Genomic DNA, 23,807 nt, shown 5'->3' on the forward strand with positions numbered 1-23,807 from the left:
TCAAATCACATATATTTGAGGGTGATGGTGATTTTGGTCACGCCCGGCCCCGCATAGAATGCGGCCTTTTCCACCGATGGCTTGCCCAGATTGAAGATGCTGATCCCCGGATTGTTGGAAAAGCCGCCGCCGTCGCGGGAAATATCGGTCTTGCCATTGCCGTCGCGATCGTGGCGCACGGCGATGCCATAGCGGCCGGCACCGGGCACCGGCATGCAGAAACGCATCTCGCCATTGCTCGGCCGCACCGCCGTATCGATCCGGTCAAGCCATTCGCCCTTGGCGAGCCAGGCGGCCCGCGTGGCGGGATAGGATTGGACACGGACCGTGCCGGTAGGCGCGACGAAGCCGCGCACATCGACCAGCACCGCCGGTCCTTTGGCAGATGTGCTGCAACGATCCATATCGTTGGCGATTTCATGACCCTGGGCCAATGCCGGGGTGGCGGCGAACAAGACCCCCAACGACATCAGACCCAATGCAACTTTCAACATGACCATCCCATCCCGTGAAGCTATAGCCGCCAGAACCAATCGGACGGCGAGCCCCTGTTCGCCCCGCAGCTTTAACCTCATTCTTCTATGGGATGGGTTTGCGGCCAAAACATGGTGATGGAACGACCACATATTGAAATGCTGACCGCCACCGACCGATATCTCGCCCGCCTGATCGCCGTGCCCATGATGGGGACGCTGGTGATCGCCGCGATGCTGCTGGTGCTCGACAAGATGCTCAGCCTGTTCGATTTCGTCGCGGCGGAGGGGGGACCTGTCAGCGTGGTGTGGCGGATGCTCGCCAACATGCTGCCCGAATATCTCTCGCTCGGCATTCCGACCGGCCTGATGCTTGGCATTCTGCTCGCCTTCCGCAAGCTGGCCTTGTCGTCGGAACTGGATGTGATGCGCGCGGTCGGCCTCTCCTACGGGCGGCTGCTGCGCGTGCCCTATATGTATGCGATCGCGCTCGCGCTGGTCAATTTCGGCATTGTCGGCTTCGTCCAGCCCCTGTCGCGCCACGCCTATGAAGCGCTGCGATTCGAGTTGCGCTCTGGCGCGCTCGGCGCTTCGATCAAGGTCGGCGAGTTCACCAGCCTTGGCAAGCGGATGACAATGCGGATCGAACGCAGCCTGGATGAAGGGCGCAATCTCCAGGGCATTTTCGTCCGGGCGCTTGGCAAGAATGGGCAAACGCTCGCGGTGACGGCAGCGCGCGGCGAATTCCTTGCGACCGATGACCCCGACACTATCATTTTCCGGCTGCGTGACGGCGTGCTGGTCAACGACGCGCCCAAATATAAGACGCCGCGAATCCTCTCCTTCTCCAGCCACGACCTCCCCATCGACCTGCCGCAGATCGAAAATTTCCGCGGGCGCGACGTCGATCGGGAAAAGACGATTCCCGAACTGGTCATGGTGGGCCGCGACCCTGCAACCCCGCCCAAGCTTCGCCAGGAGATCCGCGCGAACTTCCATTTCCGCATGGTGGAAGTTGTGATGATGATGCTATTGCCGCTGGCGGCGCTCGCCTTCGCCATCCCGCCCAAACGATCGACCTCGGCCCTTGGCGTCTTTGTCTCGATCGTCTTCATCGTGACCTATCACAAGATCAACCAATATGGCGAAGGCGTCGGCGCGCTGGGCAAGATCGATCCGGTGATCGCGCTATGGGGACCCTTCCTCCTGGTGTCGGGCCTGATCTTCTGGATGTACCATGTCGTCGCCCATCGGCCCGGCGGCCAGCCGATCGGCGCGCTGGAAATCGCCTTTGCCAAGCTCGGCAAGCAAGCCGGTCGCCTGCTGCGCTGGCTTCCACGGCTCGGCGCCGGCCGGCAAGGAGCGGCCTGAACCCATGCAGTTCGACTTTTTCCCCTCCCGCCAGATCAGCTGGTACATGGCGCGCATGTTCCTCACCCGCACCTTTGCGGTGCTGGCGATGCTGGTGATCGTGCTCCAGACGCTCGACCTGCTCGGCAATTCGGGCGATGTGCTGGCCTATCCCGGCAATGGCGACGCCCAATTATGGCATTATGTGGGCCTGCGCGTGCCTCAGATCATTGCCCGATTCCTGCCTTTTTCCGTGCTGCTCGGCACGCTCATCATGCTCGCCTCGCTCAACCAGAATAGCGAGATCGTTTCCATGAAAGCGGCGGGCCTGTCCGCGCATCAGATTCTCGCGCCGCTGGTTGCTTCGGCGCTGGGCGTGGCGATCATCAGCTATGCCTTCAACGAACGGGTGGTGGCGCGATCGACGGCGTCGCTGAATGCCTGGCAGGCGGTGGATTATGGCCCCATACCGCGCGATAGCGGGGTCAAGGCGAACCCCTGGGTACTGGACGGCAATAATCTCGTGACCGCCGCGATCGTGGCGGGCCGAGGCACCAACGTCCAGTTGCGCAAGGTGGAAATCTTCAACCGCGCCGGCAACAGCCTGACCACCATCATACAGGCGCCGCGCGGCCATTATGAGGCGGCGACGAAAAGCTGGGTGATGGAAAATGCCAGCCAGTTCGACGTTGCGCGGGGCACGTCTCGCAATCTGGGCACCGTCCATTTCGGCCATGATATCCGGCCCGATCAGTTCACGCTGGCCAAGGTCGATCCCGACGCCCTGACCTTCAGCGAGTTGCGATGGGCGATTTCCAATCTGCACGATGCGGGCCGGCCCACCGCCGAACTGGAAGCGAGCCTGTGGCACAAATTGTCCAGCCCGCTGTCGGCGCTGCTGATGCCGATCCTGGGGTCGGTCGCGGCGTTCGGCCTCGCGCGCTCGGGGCATCTGTTCATACGCGCGGTTTTGGGCATGGCGCTCGGCTTCGCCTATTTCGTCGCCGATAATTTCTCGCTCGCCATGGGCAATCTGGGCGCTTACCCGCCCTTCCTCGCCGCCTGGGCGCCGTTTTTCCTGTTCCTGCTCGTCGGCGAGACGGTGTTGTTCCGAACCGAGGAATAGGCGTCAGCGCAGACCCATCGTGCTCCGCGCAATCTTGCCGACCAGGGGAAACATTCCCGCATAATTGCCGCGATGATAGGGCGACGCCGCTTCGAGCGTTGCGATCAGCTGCCGGTGCGCGGGCGCCAGATTATGATAGGGTACGCTCGGCAGCAGATGATGCAGCGCGTGGTAGCGAAGGCCCACAGGTGCCCATAATGGCGCGAGCAAAGCTGGCGGCGGCACATTAACCGAATCGAGATATTGCGCCGTCACGGTCATCGCCTCACCCTCATTTTCCCAGAGATGGGCGACAAGCGTGCGCAACTGATTGATGACGGTCATCGCCGAATGCACCGCCATATAGGCGAGCAGCGGCTTCCAGCCGAACAGGAACACACTGCCGACCAGCATCAGCGCGACGATGCTGGCGCCCGCCTCCTGCCACAACCACATGCGTGCGAAATCGCCCTCCGGCGCGCGACGGCGATAGCTGGGGTTGATCGACAGCGCCGACAATTGTTCGATCACGATCCGCCGCAGCGGCGGCACGACGAACGACAGCGGCGTCAGGATGCCAAAGCGCAGGATAAGGCCGACCGGCGCGAGCGATGCGACAAGGATGAACAAGGGCAGCGACCAGGGCTTCATCAGCGCCAGCGGCAGATATTCCGGGTCGTCCGCCGTGCCATAGCGGGTGCGGGCATGATGCTGGGTATGCACGCCCTCATACATGAAGGACGGGATCATCAGCGGGATGCCGACAGCCACATTCCAGGCGAAGCGGAAGCCGGGCAATGCGCCTTTGCGGATATGGGTGAGTTCGTGGATGAAACTCGCCGCGCGATAGAGCGCCAGCATAGCCATCAGCCCGGCGGCAAGCGCCAGCGCTGCACCCTCCGCCATGATCGCCACGCCCAATGCGCCCCAGCCTATGATCGCCGAACCCAGCATATCGGGCCAGTAGATCGCCGGATTGGCGGTCGAAAGCGCCCTGGTCAGATCGGCGGCGGCGCGCAGCATCGCGCCATCATCGGGAATAGCAGCCGTAGCGCGGCTGGCTGCGGCGAGGACGGGATCATGAACGGTCATGCGAGCCTGACTAGACAGAAAATGCGCTGCAATCGTGGCAGCAATGGGACATCTTTACCATAAGTGCCCCCGCCCATCGCACCGGATTGACAATCGCAGGCCACGCGTCAAACGCATGGAGCCACTATTTTCTTCCCCAACAAAGGCGGCTGGCATGGCCCATAGCGATCTGGTGATTACCCCCGTGACATCCAAGGCCGACAAAGCGGCTTTTGTCGATCTGCCGTGGCGGCTCTATGCCAATGATCCCAACTGGGTCGCGCCGCTCAAGGGCGAGGCGCGCGACCTGATCACGCCGGGGAAAAATCCCTTTTTCGGTCACGCCACGGCGCAATATTTCCTCGCCAGGCGCGGGGACGCGGTGGTGGGGCGCATCGCCGCGCATATCGATCATCTCGCCGTTGCCCAGCCGCCGGAACAGGGCATGGGTCCCGGCGTCGGCAATTTCGGGCTGTTCGAGGCAAAGGATGCGCAGGCGGGCGCGGCGCTGATCGCGGCGGCGGAGCAGTGGCTGCGCGACAAGGGCATGACGCGAGTCCTTGGCCCTATATCTCTGTCCATCTGGGAAGAACCGGGACTGTTGATTTCGGGCCACGACCATCCGCCGACGGTGATGATGGGCCATGACGATCCGGCCTATCAGGCGATGATCGAGGGCGCGGGCTACCAGCCGGTCAAGCAGCTCAAAACCTACGAACTCGACATCACGCGAGACTTCCCGCCGCTGATCCAGCGTATCATCGCATCAGGCGAGAAAAACCCGCGCATCCGCATCCGCAAGGCGGACAAGAGCCGGTTCGATCAGGAAGCGGCGCTGATCCTGTCGATCCTCAACGATGCGTGGGGCCGCAACTGGGGCTTCGTTCCGATCACGGACGAGGAAATCGCCTTTACCGGCAAGAAATTGAAGCCGATCGTATATGAGGATCTCATCATGGTCGCCGAACTGGACGGCGAGCCGGTGGCGTTCATGATGACCCTGCCCGACCTGAACGAAGCGCTCCAGCCGCTCAACGGTTCGCTGCTGCCCTTCGGCTGGGCCAAGCTGCTCTGGTGGCTGCGCAAGCCGCAGGTGCGCACGATGCGGGTGCCGCTGATGGGCGTGGTGCAGCGATTGCAATCCTCGCGCATGGCCAGCCAGCTCGCCTTCATGATGATCGAATGCATCCGTCAGGCCGCGATCACTCGCTATGGCGCGACGCGCAGCGAGATCGGCTGGGTGCTGGAGGATAATCAGGGCATGAACGCCATCGCAGAGGCGATCGGCAGCAGCGTCAATAAAATCTACCAGATATACGAAAAACCGCTCTGAGAGTTGTCGTCAGCCCTGGCGCTGCGCCAAGATCGCCTCGATCGAGGTCACATCGTCGGGCTTGTCGGCGTCGATACACGCCTCCGCCTGCGTCATGGCGACCAGCCGGGCGGTCAGACCAAAGCGGCGGCCGACCCGCGCGATCCCGCCGCGCAGCGTCGATATCCGCAACAGCGCGCCAAGAAGGGCCAGCGGTCCGAAGGCGGCGAGGATTTTCCAGCCCTTCTTGCGATCCTGCTCCACTTCCTGCCACAAAGCGACCACATCGCGCGCGCGGGCGCTGCCGAACCAGAAGATGTTCGCGCCCGACCACCAGCCGTCGCGGAATTTGAGCCAGGTCCGGCGCGAATGAGGATAGCGCGCGACCAGCGTACGGCGCTCCACCATCGCGACCGCGACATCCGCTCCGCTCGCCTCGCGCACGAACTGGTCGAGCATCGCGCCGTCCAGCAGCACATGGTCGGCGGTCGTCACCAGCAGCGGAAAGTCAGTCCGCTCCATAAGCGTAAGGAGCGACGAGGCGATGCCTGCGCCGCTCTGTTCGAACCGCACCTGCGGATGATCGGCCAGCCAGGCAGTCGCGGGATCGGCCGCGAATAGCTCGGGCGTCTGCGTCACGATGACGACCTGACCGATGGCGGGGTGCGACAGCAGGGCGCGCGCGGGCCAGTTGATCATGGACTGTCCGGCGACGGGCGCCAGCGGCTTGATCGCCACGCCGGCGGCGAGCGCGATCGGATCGGGCGTAGGCCGTGATCCGGCCAGGAGCAGCGCGGTCACGGAAGTCGGTGCCGGGGTCATCATCAGGCGGCGTTAGCCGAGCGCAGGCATCTACGCAAAGCGGCTTATTGGCCGGCAGCGACGCTCCCCGCCGAGGCGATCTTCACCGGCCCGTCGCGCAAGCCCGCGCGCAGGCCCCTCAGCTCCGCCAACCGCGCCCGGAATGCGGCGAGATCGCGTCCGGCGAGTTGCGCCGTGCTGGTGAAGGTGACCGAGAGCGGATTCACCGTCTGCCCGCCGCGATACAGTTCGTAATGGAGATGCGGGCCGGTCGACAGGCCGCTCGATCCGACATAGCCGATCACCTGGCCGCGTCGCACATGCTCGCCGGGGATCGCGGCGATCCGGCTCATATGCGCATAGCCGGTGGCGATGCCGCCGCCATGTTCGATCCGAACATAATTGCCGTGACCGCCATGGCGACCGGCATAGGATACGACGCCATCGGTGACGGCGTAAATGGGCGATCCGTAGCGCGCGGCGAAATCGATACCGGCATGCATGCGGGTATAGCCCAGGATCGGGTGACGGCGCATGCCATAACCCGACGAAATATGACCCGCAACGGGCGCTGAGAGCACGCCGCGCCGTTCGCCGACGCCGGACGCCTCATACCATTCGCTATGATCGCCGCTGGTCCATTTAAGCATGTCGATCGCCTTGCCGCGCAATCGGCGCAGGCCGGCATAAAGCAACTCACCCACCTCGACCTCTCCGGTTTCGGCGCGGCGATAGCCGGTGACGATGTCGTAGCGGTCCCCGGCCCCGATGGATCCCAGATCGACCTGTTGCGCGATCACGCGCAGAAATGCCTGGATCGCCTTGGGCGGGGCGCCCGCCGCTCTGGCCGAGCGATAGATGCTGTCGCCGACGACGCCCTGAATCCGCAAGGGCGTCGAATCGACGCGGATCGCGGAGCGCTTCACTTGCAGCACGCCCCCCGCCCGGCTGATTTCGATGCCGAGGTCCAGCCGCGCACGGAATGCGAGCCGATCCAGCGGCCGGGGGCGATCGCGGCTGATCCGGCGCCCCAACAGGATGTCGAGCGGCGTGCCTGGCTTGACCCCGGTGGCGATATCGCCGCCCACCAGCGCGTTGACGGTCGCGACGTCATCGCCGCTGACTCCGGCGCGCGAGAGCGCCCGGCCGAGCGAATCACTGCTGCCGATCTGCGCGTTCAATTCGATCTGCGGGCGTTCGGGCGTCTCGCGGAGCGGTTCGACGGCGTCTGTCGATCCCATCCGGCGGCCGCTGTCCGCGCCCAGTGCGAGCGGCGTGAGCATCTGGCTGCGCACCTCGTCATATTGGGCGCTGCCAAGCAAAGGCGCAGGCGCACCGGGCAAAGCATGAAAGCCGGGCGAAAGCGAGAGCGCGGCGGCGCATAGCCCCAGACAGGTGGCCAAGCCACGAAACCATGTGAGAGTGCCGACATTCTGGCCAAGATCGGGAACGAGATCGACGCCCTGCGCCCAATGCTGGAAGCGCGATCGCCAGTCGGCGCGGTGGGTCGGGACATCCCGCCGTAACGCGTCGGCCATCCACAGCGAAACGGCGGCGCCCCCCGGCTGGATGTCGAACTGGCTTTCCTGAAACAAACGGGCGTCCCCCGGCAATCCTGTCATTGCGCGCCGCAACGGCCCCCGCGCCGCGCGTCGAGCCGAACCGTTGTGAAGGCATAGGGTTAAAGTCGAATAAATATCGACGGAGCGACCTTATAGCGCCACCTGCTGCGCGCGCATCGTTTTCCCCTCCTCAAAGCCCCTTGTCCTCGTCGCCGCCATGCCCGACATAGACGGGATATGGCCCAGTTCGCCCGCCCGTCCGTTACCGCCGTGCTGGGGCCTACCAACACCGGCAAGACCCATCTCGCGGTAGAGCGCATGTGCGGCCATTCGAGCGGCATGATGGGCTTTCCGCTGCGCCTGCTGGCGCGCGAGGTCTATGACCGGGTGGTGGCGATGAAGGGGCCGGAGCAGGTCGCGCTGATTACCGGCGAGGAAAAGATCGTGCCGCCGCATGCGCGCTATTTCCTCTGCACCGCCGAATCGATGCCGACACAGGGGGATTACGCCTTCGTCGCGCTGGACGAGGCACAGATCGGCGCTGACCCGGAACGGGGCCATATCTTCACCGACCGTCTGCTGCATGCGCGCGGCCGGGAGGAAACAATGATCCTGGGTTCGGCCAGTATCAGCCGGGTCGTCAAGGCGCTGGTGCCCGACATCGACATCATCGGCCGGCCGCGCTTTTCCACCCTGTCCTATGCGGGTGCGAAGAAGCTTTCCCGTCTCCCCCGCCGCTCCGCCATCGTCGCTTTCTCCGCCGAAGAAGTCTATGCGGTGGCCGAGATGCTGCGCCGTTTTCGCGGCGGTGCGGCCGTCGTGATGGGCGCGCTTTCCCCGCGCACGCGCAACGCGCAGGTACAGATGTTCCTCAATGGCGAGGTCGATTATCTCGTCGCGACCGATGCGATCGGCATGGGCCTCAATCTCGACGTCGCCCATGTCGCCTTCGCGTCGCTGCGCAAGTTCGACGGGCGGCGCTCGCGGCGGTTGACGGTGGCGGAAATGGCGCAGATCGCCGGCCGCGCCGGGCGGCACCATAAGGACGGCACGTTTGGCAGCCTGGGCGGCGAGGAGAGCGATTCCGCCTTTCGCCCGGAGGAGATCGAGGCGATCGAGGCGCACAGATTTCCCCCGATCGAGCAGCTTTACTGGCGCGACGGCGCGCCGCGCTTCGATTCGGTCGCCACGCTGATCGGCGATCTTGAGGAACGACCCGACCGCCCCGAACTGCGCGCCGCGCCCGAGGCGGTGGACCTGGCCGTGCTCAAGCGCCTCGCCGACGATCCGCTGGTCATCGATCGCGTGCGCGGCCACCGGCAGGTCGAACGGCTGTGGGCCGCCTGTGGCCTGCCCGATTTTCAAAAACTGGGCGCCGATCACCACGCCCGCACCGTCACCCGAATCTGGCGCTTCCTGTCGGAAGGGGACGGCCATATCCCGCGTGACTGGTTCGCACAGGCTGTCGCCCGGCTCGATTCGGTGCAGGGCGACATCGACACGCTGTCTGGGCGGATCGCCGCCGCGCGGACATGGGCCTATATCGCGCACCGCGCCGACTGGCTGGCGCATCCCGCCGAAATGGCGGAGCGGACCCGCGCGCTGGAGGAAAAGCTGTCCGATGCGCTGCACGGGGCGCTGATGCAGCGGTTCGTCGACCGGCGCACCGCCGTGCTGCTGCGCGATCTGGGCCAGAATGCCGACACCCTGCCGGTGACGGTCGAACCCGACGGCGCGGTCTGTGTGGATGGCGAAACGATCGGACGGCTTGACGGATTTCGATTCTCGGTCGATCCCGCTACCCGGCTGGCCGATCGGAAGATGTTGCTGGCTGCGGCGGAAAGGCGCCTGGGAAGGATATTGCGAGTGAAGGCTGACGAATTGTTGAGCGCGGAGGACAAAGATTTCGCGCTCATGGATATGGCGGGATCGGCGCCGGGCATCGGCTGGCAGGGGCAGGTCGTGGCCGGGCTGTTGACAGGATCGACGCTGCTGACGCCTGAAATCCGGCTGGATCGCGCCCTGCTAACGCTGGGGCAGGATGTGCAGAAGCAGATCGCCGCCCGCCTCGCCGCCTGGGTCGAGGCGCAGAAGGAAAAGCATCTTTTGCCGCTCCTGAAGATGGTCGCGAGCGCCGCAGATGTGCAGACGCCCGCTGTCGTGCGCGCCGTGTTCGCGCAACTGGCCGACGCGGGGGGCGTGATCGCCCGCACCGAACTGGATTCGGCGCTCGGCCATCTCGACAAGGACCAGCGCCACCTGCTGAGGCGGGCCGGCATCGATATCGGCGTCCTCGATATCTATCATCCGGGCCTCCTGAAGCCCGGTGCGGCGCGCTGGCGCTCCGTCCTGCTGGCCGCGCGAATCGCCAAGCCCTGCCTGCCGCTGCCGCAGCCGGGTCTGACGCTGATCGCCGCCGGTGATGGTCAGGAGCAGATGGGCGCGCGGATCGCCGGTTTTCGGGCGTTCGGGCCGCAGATGCTGCGTATCGACATGGCCGAGCGCATGGCGCGCACCGCACATGAGATCATTGCCAAGGGCGAGGCCTTCACCCCGCTCAGCCCGCAGATCGTGTCGCTGGGCCTGAGCGAAGCCGCTTTCCTCCAGTTGATGCGCGCCGCCGGTTTCCGGCCGATCGAACCCGTTGCCGATGGCGGCGTCAACTGGGTTTTCAAGGGTCGGCAAAAGGCGCGCGCGCCCCAGCAACAGGCCGGACCGCGACGCAGCGACCCCGCACCAAGGGCCGCCTCTGTGCGGCCAGCGCCAGCCAGCAATGCCTTTGCCGGGCTTGCCGACCTGCTGGGACGCAATGGCTGAGCGGCCCGGCGCCACCGCGCCTTCGCTGCGGATCGACAAATATCTGTGGTTTGCCCGGCTCGCCAAAAGCCGGTCGGGCGCGCAGAAGTTGGCGGAAGATGGGCATATCCGCCTCAACGGTCGACGCATCGAGCGATCGCATGCGCCGGTGCGTCCGGGCGACCTCATCACCTTCCCTCACCCTGCCGGGGTTCGCGTCGTCCGGGTGGTCGCGCTGCCGTTGCGGCGCGGGCCGGCACCCGAGGCTGAGGCCTGCTATGAGGAATTGACCCTTGGCGCGCCAAGCTGAGGCTTTGGTTCGCCAACAATATCCTCATTGACGTTCGCGCGGTCGCGGCATAGCAGGGCCGCCGCTGTCGTAACCTTTCGAGTGCCCTGACAATGACCTATGTCGTGACCGACAATTGCATCCGCTGCAAATATATGGATTGCGTCGAAGTCTGTCCCGTGGACTGTTTCTACGAGGGCGAGAATATGCTCGTCATCAATCCCAGCGAATGCATCGATTGCGGCGTGTGCGAACCGGAATGCCCGGCCGAAGCCATTTTGCCCGATACCGAGAACGGGCTGGAAAAATGGCTCGAACTCAACACGAAATTCTCTGCCGAATGGCCCAACATCACGGTCAAGGGCGACGCACCCGCCGACGCGGACGAGATGAAGGGTGTTGAGGACAAGCTGGAGAAATTCTTCTCTCCCACACCCGGCGCTGGCGACTGATAGTCCCGGCGCGGCGGACAATCTCTGCCTCTCCATATCAGCAATATCGGGCGCTTTTCCGGTCAATATGACCGGGGGTGGCAATTTTATTACGAATCTGCTATAGGCTCCTCAAGCAGACGGGCATTTTCGCGCCCGTCCTGGAGAATTTGCCTGATGTCCTGACGGTGACGCCGCGGGTCCCCCGGCATGCGGTATCCCGCATGTGCACCGCGACGCCCGTTCCCCGATTGAATGGAAAGGTTTCAAATGGCTGCCAAGGCGCTGTCCTTTGACGTTGGTGATTATGTCGTTTATCCCAAACATGGTGTCGGCCGTGTGGTCGAACTGCAAAAAGAGCAGATCGCCGGCATGGAGCTGGAACTCTATGTTCTCCGCTTCGAAAAGGAGCGCATGACGCTCCGCGTTCCCACCAACAAGGCCGAAGGCGTGGGCATGCGCAAGCTGTCCTCCAACAAGACGCTCGAAGAATCGATGGAAACGCTCAAGGGCAAGCCCAAGGTGAAGCGCACCATGTGGTCGCGCCGCGCGCAGGAATATGAAGCGAAGATCAATTCGGGCGACCTCGTGTCGATCGCCGAAGTGACCCGCGATCTGTTCCGCGCCGACGATCAGCCCGAGCAAAGCTATTCCGAGCGTCAGATTTTCGAGGCCGCCTCCAGCCGCCTCGCCCGCGAACTGGCCGCGATGGAAGAGACCGACGAGCCGACCGCGCTGCAAAAAATCCTGCGCATCCTCAACGAGGCCGCGCCCAAATATGCGAAGGTTGAGAGCTAAGGCTTTCGACCCCAGTGACGAATGAAAAGGGCGCCCCGATCCGGGCGCCCTTTTCATTTGGCCCGTTCGCGATCCATCAACCGCGCAGTTCGACCCAGGTCGGGGCATGATCGCTCGCCTTTTCCCGGCCCCGGAACGCCTTGTCGACCTGCGCATCGATCAGCCGGTCGGCGGCGGCGGGGCTGAGCAGCAGATGGTCGATGCGGAAACCGGCGTCGCGCGGCCACGCGTTCATCTGATAATCCCAAAAGGTCCACACGCCGCCTGCCGGATGTCGGCTGAGCAAGGCGTCGGTCCAGCCATCGGCGAGCAGGCGGCGATAGGCGGCGCGGCTTTCCGGCTGCATCAGCGCATCATCCTGCATCGCCTTGACCGAATAGACGTCCTTGTCACGCGGGATGACATTATAATCGCCTGCGAGAACCGCCGGCACTTCCTCCGCCCAGATTTCGCTCGCCCGCGCACGCAACCGCTCCATCCAGCGCAGCTTATAATCGAACTTTGGCCCTGGCTGCGGATTACCGTTGGGCAGGTAGATGCTGGCGACGCGCACGCCCTTCACATCGGCTTCCAGATAGCGGCTATGCTCGTCTTCCGGCTCGCCTTCCAGTCCACGGCGCACCTCGACCGGCGTCTCGCCCCGTGCCAATATGGCGACGCCGTTAAAGCCCTTCTGTCCGTGCCAGATCACACCATAGCCGGCATCCTCGATATCCTTGGCTGGAAAGGTCTCGTCGGAGGTCTTGATTTCCTGAAGACAGGCGACATCGGGCTGGGTTTCGCTCAGCCATTCCAGCAGGCGCGGCAGCCGCGCCTTGATGCCATTGATGTTGAATGTCGCGATGCGCATTGTCCGGTCTCCTCGCAACCTTCCCTAAGAAGAGGCTCCTGTCAGGACAAGCGCGATGACAGGCGGCTCAGACCGAAAAGCTGGACCCGCAACCACAACCGGCGGTGGCGTTCGGGTTAGTCACCTTGAACGCCGCACCGCCCAGATCCGACACGAAATCGACCGCCGATCCGCGCACGAGATCGAGACTGACATCATCGACGACCAGCGTCACGCCGTCGCGCTCGACCGCAACATCATCGGCTTCGACAAGGTCAGCCAGACCGAAGCGATATTGGAAGCCCGAACAGCCACCGCCTTCCACCGCCAGCCGCAATATAGCCGGCTTGCCCTGCTTGGCAGCGATGGCCGCTACGCGGGCGGCGGCGGATGGGGTGAGATCGATGTCGGTCATAGTCTTTAGATAGGGACAAGCAAAAGGCCCGGCAAGCCACGCTTGCGGGCCTTCATGCAATCCGGGCCAGGCCAGCCGTCAGTCGGCGGCTCTTTCCTGCGCTTTGGTCGGGCCACCCATGGCGATCGGCGGCTTGGTATTGACGGCGATCAGATAGTCGGGACCAGCCACGAACGGGATCGGATTGATCGCAGCGCCTTCGACACGAACTTCATAATGGAGGTGGCTGCCGGTCGAACGGCCGGTGGAGCCCATGAGGCCGATCACCTGCCCGCGATGCACATAGCTGTTGGGGGCGACCAGGAGCTTCGACATATGGCCGTAGCGCGTTTCCATGCCATTGCCGTGCGAAATCTGAACGAGATTACCATAACCGCTGGCCCAACCGGCGCGGTTGACGATGCCATCGGCGGTCGCATGGATCGGCGTACCGATGGGACCTGGAATATCGATGCCCTTATGCATCCGCGCACCGCCATTGAACGGGTCGGACCGAACACCGAAATTGGAAGTCAGCACGAGCTTTTCGACCGGACGACCGGACGGGATGTAAGCGGATGAGCGTGGCTCGCCATCCAGTCGCTGGAGGCTGGTGAAAAGGCTGGAAAAGCCGAGATCGGCGGGTCCGAGCGGGCTGGTGTTGATTTCCGACGCATCGCCATAGGGATCGTCACGGTCCAGGGCCTGCGCCGGGGCTGCGGCGCATAGCCCCGCGATCAACCCTGCCGCCCCGAAAATCCTCGCCATCTTCATCGACGGTCGGAACCAATTAGAATCAAGAACATTCACCCAACGAAGAATTTGCATGCCGACCCCGACTGTCCGCCCGAAGCTTAACGCCTCGTGACGCTTCCCCGATTGTACCTAAAGCGATGTAAACCGCCCCACCGATTACAGACTGCCCATATGCGCTCATGTTGCAAGCGCGTCATAGAAATCGCGGGTTAAACCGGCCTGTCGGCGGGCTGAGTCGTTGAATGGCGCCTTCAAGCCACCGCGAAAGTGGCGCTTAACCATTGTTTGATAATATTTTATGGGTTCAACGCCGGATCGGTTCGCCGCATGTCGGAACCAGTTCGTGCCCGCCGCGACATGGCGGATTTCGTCGGACATGATGCGGTGCAGGATCGCGGTCGAGACGGCATCGCCAGCTTCTTCGAACCGCGCGGCGGTCGCAGGCGTGATATCGAGCGCGCGGGCTTCCAGTACCATCGGCACGATCGCCAGTCGCGCGAGCACGTCATGCGCCGTGTCGGCCGCCGCCTGCCACAGCCCGTCATGCGCCGGCAACGCGCCATAATGGCTGCCCATTTGCCGCAAACGGCGGTCCAGCAGCGCGAAGTGCATCGCCTCCTCACTGCCCACCCGCATCCAGTCGTCGACGAAGGCGGCAGGAAATGCGCCGCCAAAGCGCCCGATCAGATCGAAGGCAAGATCGATCGCGACAAATTCGATATGCGCCAGCGCATGGAGCATGGCGATCCGACCGCGTTCCGATCCGATCCGGCCGCGCCGTGGCATGTGCCGGGGCGCGAGCAGTTCGGGTGCCGTCGGGCGCGCAGGCCGATCCGGCATGAGGACATCGAACCTGAACGCCAGTTGCCCCAGTCGCCATGAACGCGCGGTCGAGCGCGCCGCCATCAATTTTGCGCGCGGATCGGCCGTGGCCAGCACCATCCGACAGGCCTCGCCGACCGACTTCCTTGCGTCGGACTGGATCAAAGCGCCTGCGCCGCCTCCAGCACCTGCGCGGCGTGGCCCTTCACCTTTACCTTGGGCCAGACGCGCTGGATCACGCCCGCGCCGTCGATCAGGAAGGTCGCCCGCTCGATCCCCATATAGTGCCGCCCATAGAGGCTCTTTTCCACCCAGGTCCCGAACGCCTCGCACATCGCGCCCGGTTCGTCGGAGGCGAGCGTGACCGTTAGCCCATATTTGTCGGCGAATTTCTTGAGTTTCGCCGGCTTGTCCTTCGATATGCCGACCACCGGCACGCCCAGCGCCGCGAAATCGGGCGCAAGTTCGGTGAAATCCTTCGCCTCGCTGGTGCAGCCGGGCGTGTCCGCCTTGGGATAGAAATAAACCACGACCGGCTTCCCGTGATAGCGCGCCAGCGTGAAATCCTGCCCGTCCGCATCCTTGAGTGCCGCATCGGGCGCGCTGTCCCCTACCGTCAGCATTGCGTCGTCTCCTCAAAGGGCGCGGCAAGCGCGCGCCAGGCGTCGCCGATGCTTTGCCGCGCATGGGCGTAGCTTTCAAGCAGCGCATCCCAATCCGCCACGCCGCAGGCACGGGCCACCAGCGGCCGCGTCGCTTGCGGAGGTTCGGTCGATTTGGGCGACACCAGCCGGGACACGATGAGGAATCGGGTCACAAGGTCATGCGCCGGCAGCAGCGTTGTCGGCAGATGGCCGGCCTCGATCAGTTCGCACAGCGCGGCTCGCAGATCGGGTACGAACGCCATGTCATGCCGGAACTGAGTTACGTGGATCAGAAATTCGAGGTCAACCAGCCCGCCCGGCACCAGCTTAACGTCCAGTTCGCCCGCCGGTGGCTTATGGCGCGCAATGTCCCCCCGCATCGCGACCGCATGGCGTGCAAGCGCCTCGAAATCGCGTCGCTGGCCCAGCGTCCGCGCCAGGATCGCGGCCAGCGCCGCGCGCGCCGCCGCCGAACCGAACACGGGCCGCGCGCGCGTCAGGGCCAGATGCTCCCAGGTCCACGCCTCCTCCCGCTGATAGCGCGCGAAGCTGTCCACACTCACCGCCAGCAAGCCCTGAGCGCCCGACGGACGCAGCCGCGTATCGACCTCATAGAGCGGCCCGGCGGCGGTGGGCACCGACAGGGCGTTGGTGATCCGCTGTGCCAGCCGATTGAAATATTGGGTCGCGCCGAGCGGCCGCATACCATTGGATTCGCTCTGGAAGTCGCCGGTGAACAGGAACACGAGATCGAGGTCCGACGCATGGGTCAGCACGCCGCCGCCCAGCCGCCCGAGCGCCAGAATGACCAGTTCGCCGTCGGGCACTTTGCCATGCACATCCTCGAACATGGCGATGGTGGCGGCGGTGAGCGCCTCGATCGCGCCTTCCGCCACCCGCGCATAGCCGCGTCCGGCCTCCAGCGGATCGCCGCCGACGATGATCTGCGCCCCCAGCGCGAAACGGCGGTCCCCTACCCGCTGCCGCACCCGATCCAGCAGCGCCTGATAATCCTCGCCTGCTTCCAGCATGGCAAATTGCGCGGAAAGCGTTTCAACCGCGGGTGGCGGATCGAAGGCGCTGGCGTCGATCAATCCCTCGATCAGTTCGGCGCGGCGCGACAGCGCATCCGCCAGTGTCGGGGCATGGCTCAATATTTCTGCCAGCAGGTCGACCAGCGCCGGGCGTGCAGCCAGCAGCTTGAAGAAGTTGATCGCGCTCGGCAGACGCGCGATCATGTCGTCCAGCCGGTTGAGCGCGCGACCGGGATCGGGGGCCTTCGCCAATGTGCGCATCAATCCGGGCAACAGCGCCTCCAGCGCCTCGCGCGCGGGGGCGCTGCGCAGCGCCCGCATACTGCCCTCTCGCCAGCGCGCGATCCGGGCGACCGGCGTGTCGGCATCGGCAAAACCCAGCGCCGTCAGTTGCGCCCGCAGCAGATCGTCGTCATGCGACAGCGACGAATCATCCTTGTCCGGGGACAGCCGGTCATAGTTGCGCCCGACCCACTCCACCTGCGGTCGCAACAAGGTCAGCAACGCCTCGCCATCCTCCAGTCCGTGCAGCCGCGCGACATTGTCCAGCGCCGCCGGCTTTTTAGGCAATTCGTGGGTCTGAAGATCCTCGACCATCTGCAGGCGATGCTCGATCGTGCGGAAGCCGACATAGGCCGCATCGAGCTGCCCGGCGACCTCGGCCTCGATAATCCCGGCCTGGGCCAGCGCCGCCAGCGCCTCACGCGTATTGCCCGATCGCAACGCCGGATCGCGCCCGCCATGGATCAGTTGATGCACCTGCGCGAAAAATTCGACCTCGCGGATACCCCCTCGCCCCCGCTTGAGATCATAGCCCGGCCCGAACGCCTGCCCCTGCGCATAATGGTCGCGGATGCGGTGCGAGATATCGACGATCGCGTCGATCGCCCCGAAATCGAGATTGCGCCGCCACACGAACGGGCGGATCGACCGCATGAAATAATCGCCCAGCGCCAGATCGCCAGCCGCAGGCCGGGCGCGGATGAAGGCAGCCTGCTCCCATCCGAGCGCGGTCGATTCATAATAGCCGATTGCCGCCTCCACCGGCAGTGCGATCGGCGTCGCTTCGGGCGAGGGACGCAAGCGCAGATCGACGCGAAAGACATAGCCATCGCCATCGGGAGCGCTCAATATTTCGGTCATCCGCCGGCCGATGCGAACCGCCGCCTCCGCCGGCTCCTCTTTCGCGCGATGCGGGATGGTCGCCGGATCGTAGAGCAATATCGGGTCGATATCCGACGAATAGTTCAGCTCCCGGCTGCCATGCTTGCCGAGCGCCAGAACGACGAAACCGCCCGGCGGGGCATCGGGATAGCGCTCTGCCATCGCGGCGGCGAGCGCTTCCTCGACCGCCTGGTCGGCAAAGTCGGAAAGCGTGCGCGTCACCCGGTCGAGGTCCCATGCGCCCGCCAGATCGGCGGCGGCCGTCACCAGCGCCAGCGCGCCCCGACGGCGGCGCAGCGAACGCGTGACACTATCGTCGGGCGTAACGACCGATCGCGCGGCAGTAAGGGCAGCGTCGAAATCGCCGGTCGCCAATGTATCCGCGACGATCGGAAAACGATCCAGCATCCGCGTCAGAAAAGGCGAATGCGCCCTGATTCGTGCCTGCGCATCTGACCAACCCGGCATTGTTCGCATCCTCCTTCCCACGCTATCGCGCCCCGCCGTCGCAAAGGCCAGACCCTTTTGGCCCGAAACTTTTGGATATCGCGGTCGTTCTGGGAATATGGACATGAAGCGGAAATATGGTGGCCAGCCCCGGATCGCGGGGGAACGCAGCGGACAGCGATTGCTGACCGTTGGCGCGCCGCTGCGCTATGACGGCGTCGGCAATGCGCTGCGGAACAGTTTCCGGGCCGGGTGCGGGACCGTGCCGGCCGATATGCTCGACCTGCTGTCAAAGCTGGACAGGGACTGACAACTCCCTTCGCTCGTCAGTCTTTTGTTCATATCTGCTCTGTAAATTCACGGCATGTATAAGGCTTTTGCGATCGGCGTCCTGATAGCGGCGCCCCTGGCCGTTCTGGTCGTGCAGGCGGTCTTACCTCCATCGATGCAGTCGCCGGGTTCCGAGGTATCCCCCGCTCCTGCCGTTCCCCAGCCGCCTGCTGCCCAGCCCGCTTCGGCGCCTCCTGTCTATGCACCGCCTGTCGGTATCGCTCCGCCAGACATGCCGGGTTTCGCACCGCCGCCGGCACCGCCCGCCGCGCCGGTCCCGGCTGCCGATCCGGCCCCGACACCGCCCTTACCAACGTCGCCCCCACCGACGCCCTATGGCGGCCCTTTACCCGAACTGCGATAGGGCCACGATCCGGCGTAGCGATCATGCTCCGCCGGAAAAGGTGTCGCACTGCGCCGGGTCGCCGGTCGACAATCCCTTGCGCAGCCACTCCATCCGTTGCGCGCTGCTGCCATGGGTGAAGCTTTCTGGCACTGGCCTGCGCCCGGCCGATTGTTGCAGCGTATCGTCGCCAATCGCCTGCGCCGCAGTCATCCCTTCCTCCAGATCGCCCTGCTCCATCAGGCCGGTGCGCTTCGCCCACACCCCGGCATAGCAATCCGCCTGTAATTCGACGCGGACCTGAAGCGCATTGCCCTCCGCCTCGCTCACGGCGCGCTGACGCTTGTTCACCTCGCCCAGCGTGCCCTCCAGATCCTGAACATGATGGCCGACCTCATGCGCGATGACATAGGCTTGCGCGAAATCGCCCGGCGCACCGAAACGCTGGCGCAGTTCGGTGAAGAAATCCGTGTCGAGATAGACCTTCTTGTCAGTGGGGCAGTAGAACGGCCCCATGGCGCTTTGCGCCGCGCCGCAGCCTGACGTGCCGCTCTGATTATAGAAGGACAGGGTGGTCGGCTCATATTGGCGTCCCTCCTCCTTGAAAACCTGACCCCATACCCGCTCGGTCGTTCCCAGCACCTTGAGCGACCAGTGCTGGATTTCGGTGAGTTGCTTGGGGTCGCGACCGGCGGGCGCCGACTGCTGCGTCGGCGACGGCCCGCCGATTCCGATCAGGCTCAACGGGTTGAGACCCATGACGGCGGCGATGATCAGCACGATGACGATGCCGCCGCAGCCAAAACGGCTGCCGACCAACGGCAGCAACATGCCAAGACCACCCATACCGCCGCCAAAGCCGCCGCCGCGCCCGTCCTGCACCTCGAAATTGCTGCTTTCCTGTTCGTCGTCCAGCCGCATGGCGCCCTCCCTGTTTCTGACCCTTGCCTACGCGATTCGATTCCCGCAGGGAACCGTCCGCCCGCTCATATGGTTGCGCGCGCGGCATAAATTGTTACGCGACATTAAGTTGGAAAGCCGCTGGCAAACCCTATATTGCGCTGCGACATGGCCGATACCGAACCGCAGGCGCGTCGACGCGCCGCCACCCCGCTTCCCTTGCCCCGTCAGGTGGCGCTGCTGCTTCAGGGCGGCGGTGCGCTTGGATCGTTCCAGGCTGGCGTGTATGAGCGGCTGGACGAACTGGCGATCGACGTGACCTGGGTCGCGGGCATTTCGATCGGCGCGGTCAACGCCGCGATCATCGCCGGAAATCCGCCCCATAAGCGCCTTAGCCGCCTCAAGAAATTCTGGCGCACCGTATCCGGCGGCATGCCCAATGTACTGCTGCCCGAAATCAACCAGATTCGCGAAGTCATGCATCTGGCGGCCGCGGGCGCGGTCGCGACCTTCGGCGTGCCGGGCATGTTCCGCCCGCGCCTGTGGCCAGCGCCGCTGATGCCCGCGGGGACGACCGGCGCGATCAGCTTTTATGACAGCGCGCCGTTGCAGGACACGCTCAACAATCTCATCGACTGGGATCTGCTGAACGAGGGTCCGGTCAGGATTTCGGTCGGCGCGGTCGATGTCGAAAGCGGCAATTTCGCCTATTGGGACACACGCGGCCCCGGCGGTAATACGCGGATCGACGCGCGCCACATCATGGCGTCGGGCGCACTGCCGCCGGGCCTGCCGCCGGTGGAGATTGACGGCCGCCATTATTGGGACGGCGGTCTCGTCTCGAATACCCCGCTGGCCCATGTGCTCGAACATCAATCCGGCGATATGCTGGTGTTCCAGGTCGATCTGTTCCCTGCTGAGGGACCGATGCCGCGCCAGATGACCGATGTTTATTCGCGCGCCAAGGATATCCAATATTCCAGCCGCACCCGTCAGGTTACGGACCAATATCTGCGCCTGCGCCGCGAACATAAGGCGATCCGCGCGATCCTCGACAAGTTGCCCCCCGACATGCAGCACGGCCCTGAAGCCGATCGCCTGCGCCAGTTGCTCGACACCGGATCGCTCAACATCGTCCATCTCATCTATCGCAGCCGCGCGTGGGAAAGCGGGGCGAAGGACTTCGAATTTTCCCGCTCGACCATGCTCGATCACTGGTCGCAGGGGCGCGAGGCGGTGAAGGAAGTCATGCACAAGGGCGACCTTATCGCCAGCAACATCCTCGACGGCAAGAGCGCCACCTTCGACCTCGACCGGCCCGACCATCTCAAGGAGAAATCAGCATGAGCAAATCCTTAGCAGGCAAGACCGCGCTCATCACCGGCTCGACCTCCGGCATCGGCCTCGCCTACGCCCAGCTGCTCGCGGCCGAAGGCGCGAACATCGTCATCAACGGTTTTGGCGATGCGCAGGCGATCGAGCAGGAACGGCTCGCGCTGGAAGCGGCGAGCGGCGCGGGTGCGCGCTATTCGGGCCATGACCTCACCAAACAGGAAGAGATCGAGGCGATGATGAAGGATGCGGCCGATGCGTTCGGCGGCGTCGACATCCTCATCAACAATGCCGGTATGCAGCATGTCGCCCCGGTCGAGGACTTCCCGGTCGACAAGTGGAACCTCATCATCGCGCTCAACCTCAACAGCGCCTTCCACACCTCGCGGCTCGCCATCCCCTATATGAAGTCGAAGAAATGGGGCCGGATCATCCAGACGGCGAGCGCTCATTCGCTGACCGCATCGCCGTTCAAAAGCGCCTATGTCACCGCCAAGCACGGCCTCGCCGGTCTTACCAAGACCCTGGCACTGGAACTGGCGACGTTCGGCGTGACCGCCAACTGCATTTCGCCCGGCTATGTGTGGACCCCGCTGGTCGAGGCGCAGATTCCCGACACGATGAAGGCGCGCGGCATGACGCGCGAGCAGGTGATGAACGATGTGCTGCTCGCCGGACAACCGACCAAGGAATTCGTGACCGTCGATCAGGTCGCGGCGGTTGCGCTGTTCCTGTGCGGCGATGCGGCGGCGAACATCACCGGATCGAACATCACCGTGGATGGCGGCTGGACCGCGCAATAACGCGGAGCGGTCAGGGCGGGGGACTGGCCGCCAGCTGGGCGCGGAGATTGTCGAGCGTCCTTTGTCCGACCGGCGGCAGGTAGCGTGCCGGCTTGCCCTTGCGCAGCCAGGCGCGATCTTGCTCCGGCGGCTCCACCCGCCGCACGCGCACCGGGGCCTGTCCTTGCGCGCGGATGCCAAGCGCCTCCGCCGCGCCGCGCGAGAGGTCGATGATCCGCTTCGTCCGGCCAAAGGGGCCGCGATCATTGACCCGCACGATGATCCGCCGCCCGGTATCCAGCGCCGTCACCTCGACATAGGTAGGCAGCGGCAAAGTGGTGTGCGCCGCCGTCACCCAGTCTGCGCGAAAGCGCTCGCCATTGGCGGTGCGATTGCCCGATTCATTGCCGTACCAGCTGGCATAGCCGAGCATATCGTAGCCGGGGTCCGGTGCTGGCACATAAGTCATGGCCCCGACCTTGTAGGGCGGCCCGATCCGCACCGGCAGGTCGCTGACAGGCCGAAACTGCCCGCCACCGCAGGCTGACAGCAGCAGGGTCGTGACGATGGCGGCGAAGGCGCGCCTGTTTCGCGGAAACTCCATGCCCGCTCGTATAGCAGCATCGGGCGGCGCGCGAAGAGCGATCCGCGCTTGATGCGGCGTCGATCCCTCTTATGCTCCGGCTCGCCCACAAGGAGATTGTCGCCATGCGCATCGCGCTCGCCCTGACCGCCGCCAGCCTGTCCACCGCCGCCGGGGCACAAGCGCCCGCCGCGCCGAGCGAGATCGGAACGGCCATCGCGACCGATATGGACGGGCTGATGACGCTCTATCGCGACCTTCACGCCAGCCCCGAACTGTCGGGACAGGAAGTGAATACGGCTGCCAAGCTCGCGAAACGGCTGAAAGCGCTCAAATTCGACGTGACCGAAAAAGTCGGCGGCACCGGCGTCGTCGCGGTGATGAAGAACGGGTCCGGCCCGGTTCTGCTGATCCGCGCCGATATGGACGGGCTGCCGGTGGTCGAACAGACCGGCCTCGACTTCGCGTCGAAGGTGCGCACGAAAACGCCCGATGGCGTCGAAACCGGGGTGATGCACGCGTGCGGTCACGACACGCATATGACCGCCTTTATCGAAACCGCGAGATTGCTGGCTGCGCGGAAGGAGAACTGGAAGGGTACGCTGGTCATGATCCTCCAGCCCGCCGAAGAAGTCGGCAAGGGCGCGCGGGCCATGCTGGAGGACGGGCTGTATACCCGCTTTCCCAGGCCCACCCACGCCATCGCCTTCCACGACGCCGCCAATCTGCCGGCCGGCACGATTGGCTATACGCCGGGCTATGCGCTCGCCAATGTCGACAGCGTCGATATCGTGGTGAAGGGCGTGGGCGGCCATGGCGCCTATCCGCAGGCGACGAAGGACCCGATCCTGCTGGGCGCGCGCATCGTCACCACGCTCCAGACCCTCGTCAGCCGGGAACAGGACCCGCTCGACCCGGCTGTCGTGACGGTCGGCAGCTTCATCGGCGGGGCCAAGCATAATGTCATCCCCGACGAGGCGAAATTGCTGTTAACCGTGCGCAGCTATTCGGACGAGACGCGGGCGAAGCTTATCAAGGGCATCGAGCGGATCGCGAAGGGCGAGGCGATCGCCGGCGGCTTCCCGGACGACAAGATGCCGGTGGTGACGGTGAAGGATGAATTCACGCCCTCCACCTACAACCCGCCCGAATTCGCGCAGACGATGGCGGGGCTACTCGCCGCGCATTTCCCCACAGGACGCGTCCAGCAGGTGAAGGCGTCGATGGGCGGCGAGGATTTCGGTCGCTATTATCGCGCGGACAAGGCGATCAACAGCTTCATCTTCTGGGTCGGCGGCGTGCCCGCCGACCAATATGCCAAAGCGCAGAAGGGCGAAATCAGCCTGCCCTCGCTGCATAGTCCATTCTGGGCGCCACAGGCCGATGCCGTCATCGCCACCGCCAGCGAGGCGCTGACCGTGCTGGCGCTGGACATATTGAAGCGGGATTGAGCCACGTC

23 protein-coding genes are annotated in these 23,807 nt (G+C 64.5%); 11 read left to right on the plus strand and 12 right to left on the minus strand.

Going from position 1 to position 23,807, the window contains the following annotated elements:
* Nucleotides 1-5 precede the first annotated feature (5 nt).
* The gene (locus ACODSN_RS07015; RefSeq protein WP_489054199.1) at nucleotides 6-500 is read right to left on the minus strand and encodes a DUF2141 domain-containing protein; all 495 of its coding nucleotides are present in this window, start codon (nucleotides 498-500) and stop codon (nucleotides 6-8) included.
* A 132-nt stretch (nucleotides 501-632) separates the two neighbouring features.
* On the opposite strand from ACODSN_RS07015, the gene lptF reads away from it, so the two are divergent.
* Nucleotides 633-1,844, plus strand: coding sequence for an LPS export ABC transporter permease LptF (lptF, locus tag ACODSN_RS07020; protein ID WP_489054379.1), 1,212 nt, complete (start codon nucleotides 633-635; stop codon nucleotides 1,842-1,844).
* A 4-nt stretch (nucleotides 1,845-1,848) separates the two neighbouring features.
* Complete coding sequence (gene lptG, locus ACODSN_RS07025; protein WP_489054200.1) at nucleotides 1,849-2,949, plus strand: LPS export ABC transporter permease LptG; 1,101 nt, start codon at nucleotides 1,849-1,851, stop codon at nucleotides 2,947-2,949.
* Nucleotides 2,950-2,952: 3 nt separating this feature from the next.
* On the opposite strand, the gene ACODSN_RS07030 is transcribed toward lptG, so the two are convergent.
* Complete coding sequence (locus tag ACODSN_RS07030; protein ID WP_489054201.1) at nucleotides 2,953-4,020, minus strand: fatty acid desaturase family protein; 1,068 nt, start codon at nucleotides 4,018-4,020, stop codon at nucleotides 2,953-2,955.
* Nucleotides 4,021-4,174: 154 nt separating this feature from the next.
* On the opposite strand from ACODSN_RS07030, the gene ACODSN_RS07035 reads away from it, so the two are divergent.
* On the plus strand, nucleotides 4,175-5,332 hold the full coding sequence (locus ACODSN_RS07035) for an N-acetyltransferase (RefSeq protein ID WP_489054203.1): 1,158 nt from the start codon (nucleotides 4,175-4,177) through the stop codon (nucleotides 5,330-5,332).
* Between the two features lie 9 nt (nucleotides 5,333-5,341).
* On the opposite strand, the gene ACODSN_RS07040 is transcribed toward ACODSN_RS07035, so the two are convergent.
* Nucleotides 5,342-6,133, minus strand: a complete 792-nt coding sequence (locus ACODSN_RS07040; RefSeq protein ID WP_489054380.1) for a nucleotidyltransferase family protein — start codon at nucleotides 6,131-6,133, stop codon at nucleotides 5,342-5,344.
* A 44-nt stretch (nucleotides 6,134-6,177) separates the two neighbouring features.
* Nucleotides 6,178-7,734: a peptidoglycan DD-metalloendopeptidase family protein gene (locus tag ACODSN_RS07045; RefSeq protein ID WP_489054204.1), complete on the minus strand. Its 1,557-nt coding sequence runs from the start codon at nucleotides 7,732-7,734 to the stop codon at nucleotides 6,178-6,180.
* A gap of 177 nt (nucleotides 7,735-7,911) precedes the next feature.
* On the opposite strand from ACODSN_RS07045, the gene ACODSN_RS07050 reads away from it, so the two are divergent.
* The 4 genes from ACODSN_RS07050 to ACODSN_RS07065 all read left to right on the plus strand — a co-directional run bounded on the left by ACODSN_RS07050 (nucleotide 7,912) and on the right by ACODSN_RS07065 (nucleotide 11,988).
* Nucleotides 7,912-10,491 carry a helicase-related protein gene (locus ACODSN_RS07050; protein WP_489054205.1) on the plus strand — a complete coding sequence of 860 codons (2,580 nt, stop codon included), beginning with the start codon at nucleotides 7,912-7,914 and terminating at the stop codon, nucleotides 10,489-10,491.
* Entirely contained in the window at nucleotides 10,484-10,780 is a 297-nt protein-coding gene (locus tag ACODSN_RS07055; protein ID WP_489054207.1) for an RNA-binding S4 domain-containing protein, read from the plus strand. Before ACODSN_RS07050 ends, ACODSN_RS07055 begins: the two co-directional genes overlap by 8 nt.
* 92 nt (nucleotides 10,781-10,872) lie before the next feature.
* The gene (gene fdxA, locus ACODSN_RS07060; protein WP_489054208.1) at nucleotides 10,873-11,211 is read left to right on the plus strand and encodes a ferredoxin FdxA; all 339 of its coding nucleotides are present in this window, start codon (nucleotides 10,873-10,875) and stop codon (nucleotides 11,209-11,211) included.
* 249 nt (nucleotides 11,212-11,460) lie between these two features.
* Nucleotides 11,461-11,988: a CarD family transcriptional regulator gene (locus tag ACODSN_RS07065; RefSeq protein ID WP_489054209.1), complete on the plus strand. Its 528-nt coding sequence runs from the start codon at nucleotides 11,461-11,463 to the stop codon at nucleotides 11,986-11,988.
* A gap of 76 nt (nucleotides 11,989-12,064) precedes the next feature.
* On the opposite strand, the gene xth is transcribed toward ACODSN_RS07065, so the two are convergent.
* The 6 genes from xth to ACODSN_RS07095 all read right to left on the minus strand — a co-directional run bounded on the left by xth (nucleotide 12,065) and on the right by ACODSN_RS07095 (nucleotide 18,099).
* Entirely contained in the window at nucleotides 12,065-12,838 is a 774-nt protein-coding gene (gene xth / locus ACODSN_RS07070) for an exodeoxyribonuclease III (protein ID WP_489054210.1), read from the minus strand.
* 67 nt (nucleotides 12,839-12,905) lie between these two features.
* Nucleotides 12,906-13,232 carry an iron-sulfur cluster insertion protein ErpA gene (erpA, locus tag ACODSN_RS07075; RefSeq protein ID WP_489054211.1) on the minus strand — a complete coding sequence of 109 codons (327 nt, stop codon included), beginning with the start codon at nucleotides 13,230-13,232 and terminating at the stop codon, nucleotides 12,906-12,908.
* A 78-nt stretch (nucleotides 13,233-13,310) separates the two neighbouring features.
* Nucleotides 13,311-13,985, minus strand: coding sequence for a M23 family metallopeptidase (locus ACODSN_RS07080; protein ID WP_489054212.1), 675 nt, complete (start codon nucleotides 13,983-13,985; stop codon nucleotides 13,311-13,313).
* A gap of 159 nt (nucleotides 13,986-14,144) precedes the next feature.
* Nucleotides 14,145-14,909, minus strand: coding sequence for a ferritin-like domain-containing protein (locus ACODSN_RS07085; RefSeq protein WP_489054213.1), 765 nt, complete (start codon nucleotides 14,907-14,909; stop codon nucleotides 14,145-14,147).
* A gap of 41 nt (nucleotides 14,910-14,950) precedes the next feature.
* Nucleotides 14,951-15,412, minus strand: coding sequence for a thioredoxin-dependent thiol peroxidase (gene bcp, locus ACODSN_RS07090; protein WP_489054214.1), 462 nt, complete (start codon nucleotides 15,410-15,412; stop codon nucleotides 14,951-14,953).
* Entirely contained in the window at nucleotides 15,406-18,099 is a 2,694-nt protein-coding gene (locus ACODSN_RS07095) for a bifunctional [glutamine synthetase] adenylyltransferase/[glutamine synthetase]-adenylyl-L-tyrosine phosphorylase (RefSeq protein WP_489054215.1), read from the minus strand. Before ACODSN_RS07095 ends, bcp begins: the two co-directional genes overlap by 7 nt.
* 103 nt (nucleotides 18,100-18,202) lie before the next feature.
* Between ACODSN_RS07095 and ACODSN_RS07100 the strand changes: the two genes are divergently transcribed.
* Complete coding sequence (locus tag ACODSN_RS07100) at nucleotides 18,203-18,388, plus strand: hypothetical protein (RefSeq protein WP_489054217.1); 186 nt, start codon at nucleotides 18,203-18,205, stop codon at nucleotides 18,386-18,388.
* Between the two features lie 405 nt (nucleotides 18,389-18,793).
* On the opposite strand, the gene ypfJ is transcribed toward ACODSN_RS07100, so the two are convergent.
* On the minus strand, nucleotides 18,794-19,672 hold the full coding sequence (gene ypfJ, locus ACODSN_RS07105; RefSeq protein WP_489054218.1) for a KPN_02809 family neutral zinc metallopeptidase: 879 nt from the start codon (nucleotides 19,670-19,672) through the stop codon (nucleotides 18,794-18,796).
* A gap of 147 nt (nucleotides 19,673-19,819) precedes the next feature.
* Between ypfJ and ACODSN_RS07110 the strand changes: the two genes are divergently transcribed.
* Complete coding sequence (locus ACODSN_RS07110; RefSeq protein ID WP_489054219.1) at nucleotides 19,820-20,998, plus strand: patatin-like phospholipase family protein; 1,179 nt, start codon at nucleotides 19,820-19,822, stop codon at nucleotides 20,996-20,998.
* Entirely contained in the window at nucleotides 20,995-21,786 is a 792-nt protein-coding gene (locus tag ACODSN_RS07115; protein WP_489054221.1) for a 3-hydroxybutyrate dehydrogenase, read from the plus strand. Before ACODSN_RS07110 ends, ACODSN_RS07115 begins: the two co-directional genes overlap by 4 nt.
* Before the next feature lie 10 nt (nucleotides 21,787-21,796).
* Here the strand turns inward: ACODSN_RS07115 and ACODSN_RS07120 are convergent, their stop codons facing one another.
* The gene (locus tag ACODSN_RS07120; protein WP_489054222.1) at nucleotides 21,797-22,369 is read right to left on the minus strand and encodes a septal ring lytic transglycosylase RlpA family protein; all 573 of its coding nucleotides are present in this window, start codon (nucleotides 22,367-22,369) and stop codon (nucleotides 21,797-21,799) included.
* A 104-nt stretch (nucleotides 22,370-22,473) separates the two neighbouring features.
* On the opposite strand from ACODSN_RS07120, the gene ACODSN_RS07125 reads away from it, so the two are divergent.
* Nucleotides 22,474-23,799 (plus strand): amidohydrolase, encoded by a 1,326-nt coding sequence (locus ACODSN_RS07125; protein ID WP_489054223.1) that lies wholly within the window; start codon nucleotides 22,474-22,476, stop codon nucleotides 23,797-23,799.
* The last annotated feature ends 8 nt before the right edge of the window (nucleotides 23,800-23,807 follow it).

Source organism: Sphingobium sp. FG11 (genome assembly GCF_057809915.1).

Coding starts and splice junctions, on each gene's coding strand:
- ACODSN_RS07015 (WP_489054199.1), bottom strand. CDS start 500: ATGGTCATGTTGAAAGTTGCATTGGGTCTGATGTCGTTGGGGGTCTTG.
- lptF (WP_489054379.1), top strand. CDS start 633: ATGCTGACCGCCACCGACCGATATCTCGCCCGCCTGATCGCCGTGCCC.
- lptG (WP_489054200.1), top strand. CDS start 1,849: ATGCAGTTCGACTTTTTCCCCTCCCGCCAGATCAGCTGGTACATGGCG.
- ACODSN_RS07030 (WP_489054201.1), bottom strand. CDS start 4,020: ATGACCGTTCATGATCCCGTCCTCGCCGCAGCCAGCCGCGCTACGGCT.
- ACODSN_RS07035 (WP_489054203.1), top strand. CDS start 4,175: ATGGCCCATAGCGATCTGGTGATTACCCCCGTGACATCCAAGGCCGAC.
- ACODSN_RS07040 (WP_489054380.1), bottom strand. CDS start 6,133: ATGACCCCGGCACCGACTTCCGTGACCGCGCTGCTCCTGGCCGGATCA.
- ACODSN_RS07045 (WP_489054204.1), bottom strand. CDS start 7,734: ATGACAGGATTGCCGGGGGACGCCCGTTTGTTTCAGGAAAGCCAGTTC.
- ACODSN_RS07050 (WP_489054205.1), top strand. CDS start 7,912: ATGGCCCAGTTCGCCCGCCCGTCCGTTACCGCCGTGCTGGGGCCTACC.
- ACODSN_RS07055 (WP_489054207.1), top strand. CDS start 10,484: ATGGCTGAGCGGCCCGGCGCCACCGCGCCTTCGCTGCGGATCGACAAA.
- fdxA (WP_489054208.1), top strand. CDS start 10,873: ATGACCTATGTCGTGACCGACAATTGCATCCGCTGCAAATATATGGAT.
- ACODSN_RS07065 (WP_489054209.1), top strand. CDS start 11,461: ATGGCTGCCAAGGCGCTGTCCTTTGACGTTGGTGATTATGTCGTTTAT.
- xth (WP_489054210.1), bottom strand. CDS start 12,838: ATGCGCATCGCGACATTCAACATCAATGGCATCAAGGCGCGGCTGCCG.
- erpA (WP_489054211.1), bottom strand. CDS start 13,232: ATGACCGACATCGATCTCACCCCATCCGCCGCCGCCCGCGTAGCGGCC.
- ACODSN_RS07080 (WP_489054212.1), bottom strand. CDS start 13,985: ATGAAGATGGCGAGGATTTTCGGGGCGGCAGGGTTGATCGCGGGGCTA.
- ACODSN_RS07085 (WP_489054213.1), bottom strand. CDS start 14,909: ATGGTGCTGGCCACGGCCGATCCGCGCGCAAAATTGATGGCGGCGCGC.
- bcp (WP_489054214.1), bottom strand. CDS start 15,412: ATGCTGACGGTAGGGGACAGCGCGCCCGATGCGGCACTCAAGGATGCG.
- ACODSN_RS07095 (WP_489054215.1), bottom strand. CDS start 18,099: ATGCCGGGTTGGTCAGATGCGCAGGCACGAATCAGGGCGCATTCGCCT.
- ACODSN_RS07100 (WP_489054217.1), top strand. CDS start 18,203: ATGAAGCGGAAATATGGTGGCCAGCCCCGGATCGCGGGGGAACGCAGC.
- ypfJ (WP_489054218.1), bottom strand. CDS start 19,672: ATGCGGCTGGACGACGAACAGGAAAGCAGCAATTTCGAGGTGCAGGAC.
- ACODSN_RS07110 (WP_489054219.1), top strand. CDS start 19,820: ATGGCCGATACCGAACCGCAGGCGCGTCGACGCGCCGCCACCCCGCTT.
- ACODSN_RS07115 (WP_489054221.1), top strand. CDS start 20,995: ATGAGCAAATCCTTAGCAGGCAAGACCGCGCTCATCACCGGCTCGACC.
- ACODSN_RS07120 (WP_489054222.1), bottom strand. CDS start 22,369: ATGGAGTTTCCGCGAAACAGGCGCGCCTTCGCCGCCATCGTCACGACC.
- ACODSN_RS07125 (WP_489054223.1), top strand. CDS start 22,474: ATGCGCATCGCGCTCGCCCTGACCGCCGCCAGCCTGTCCACCGCCGCC.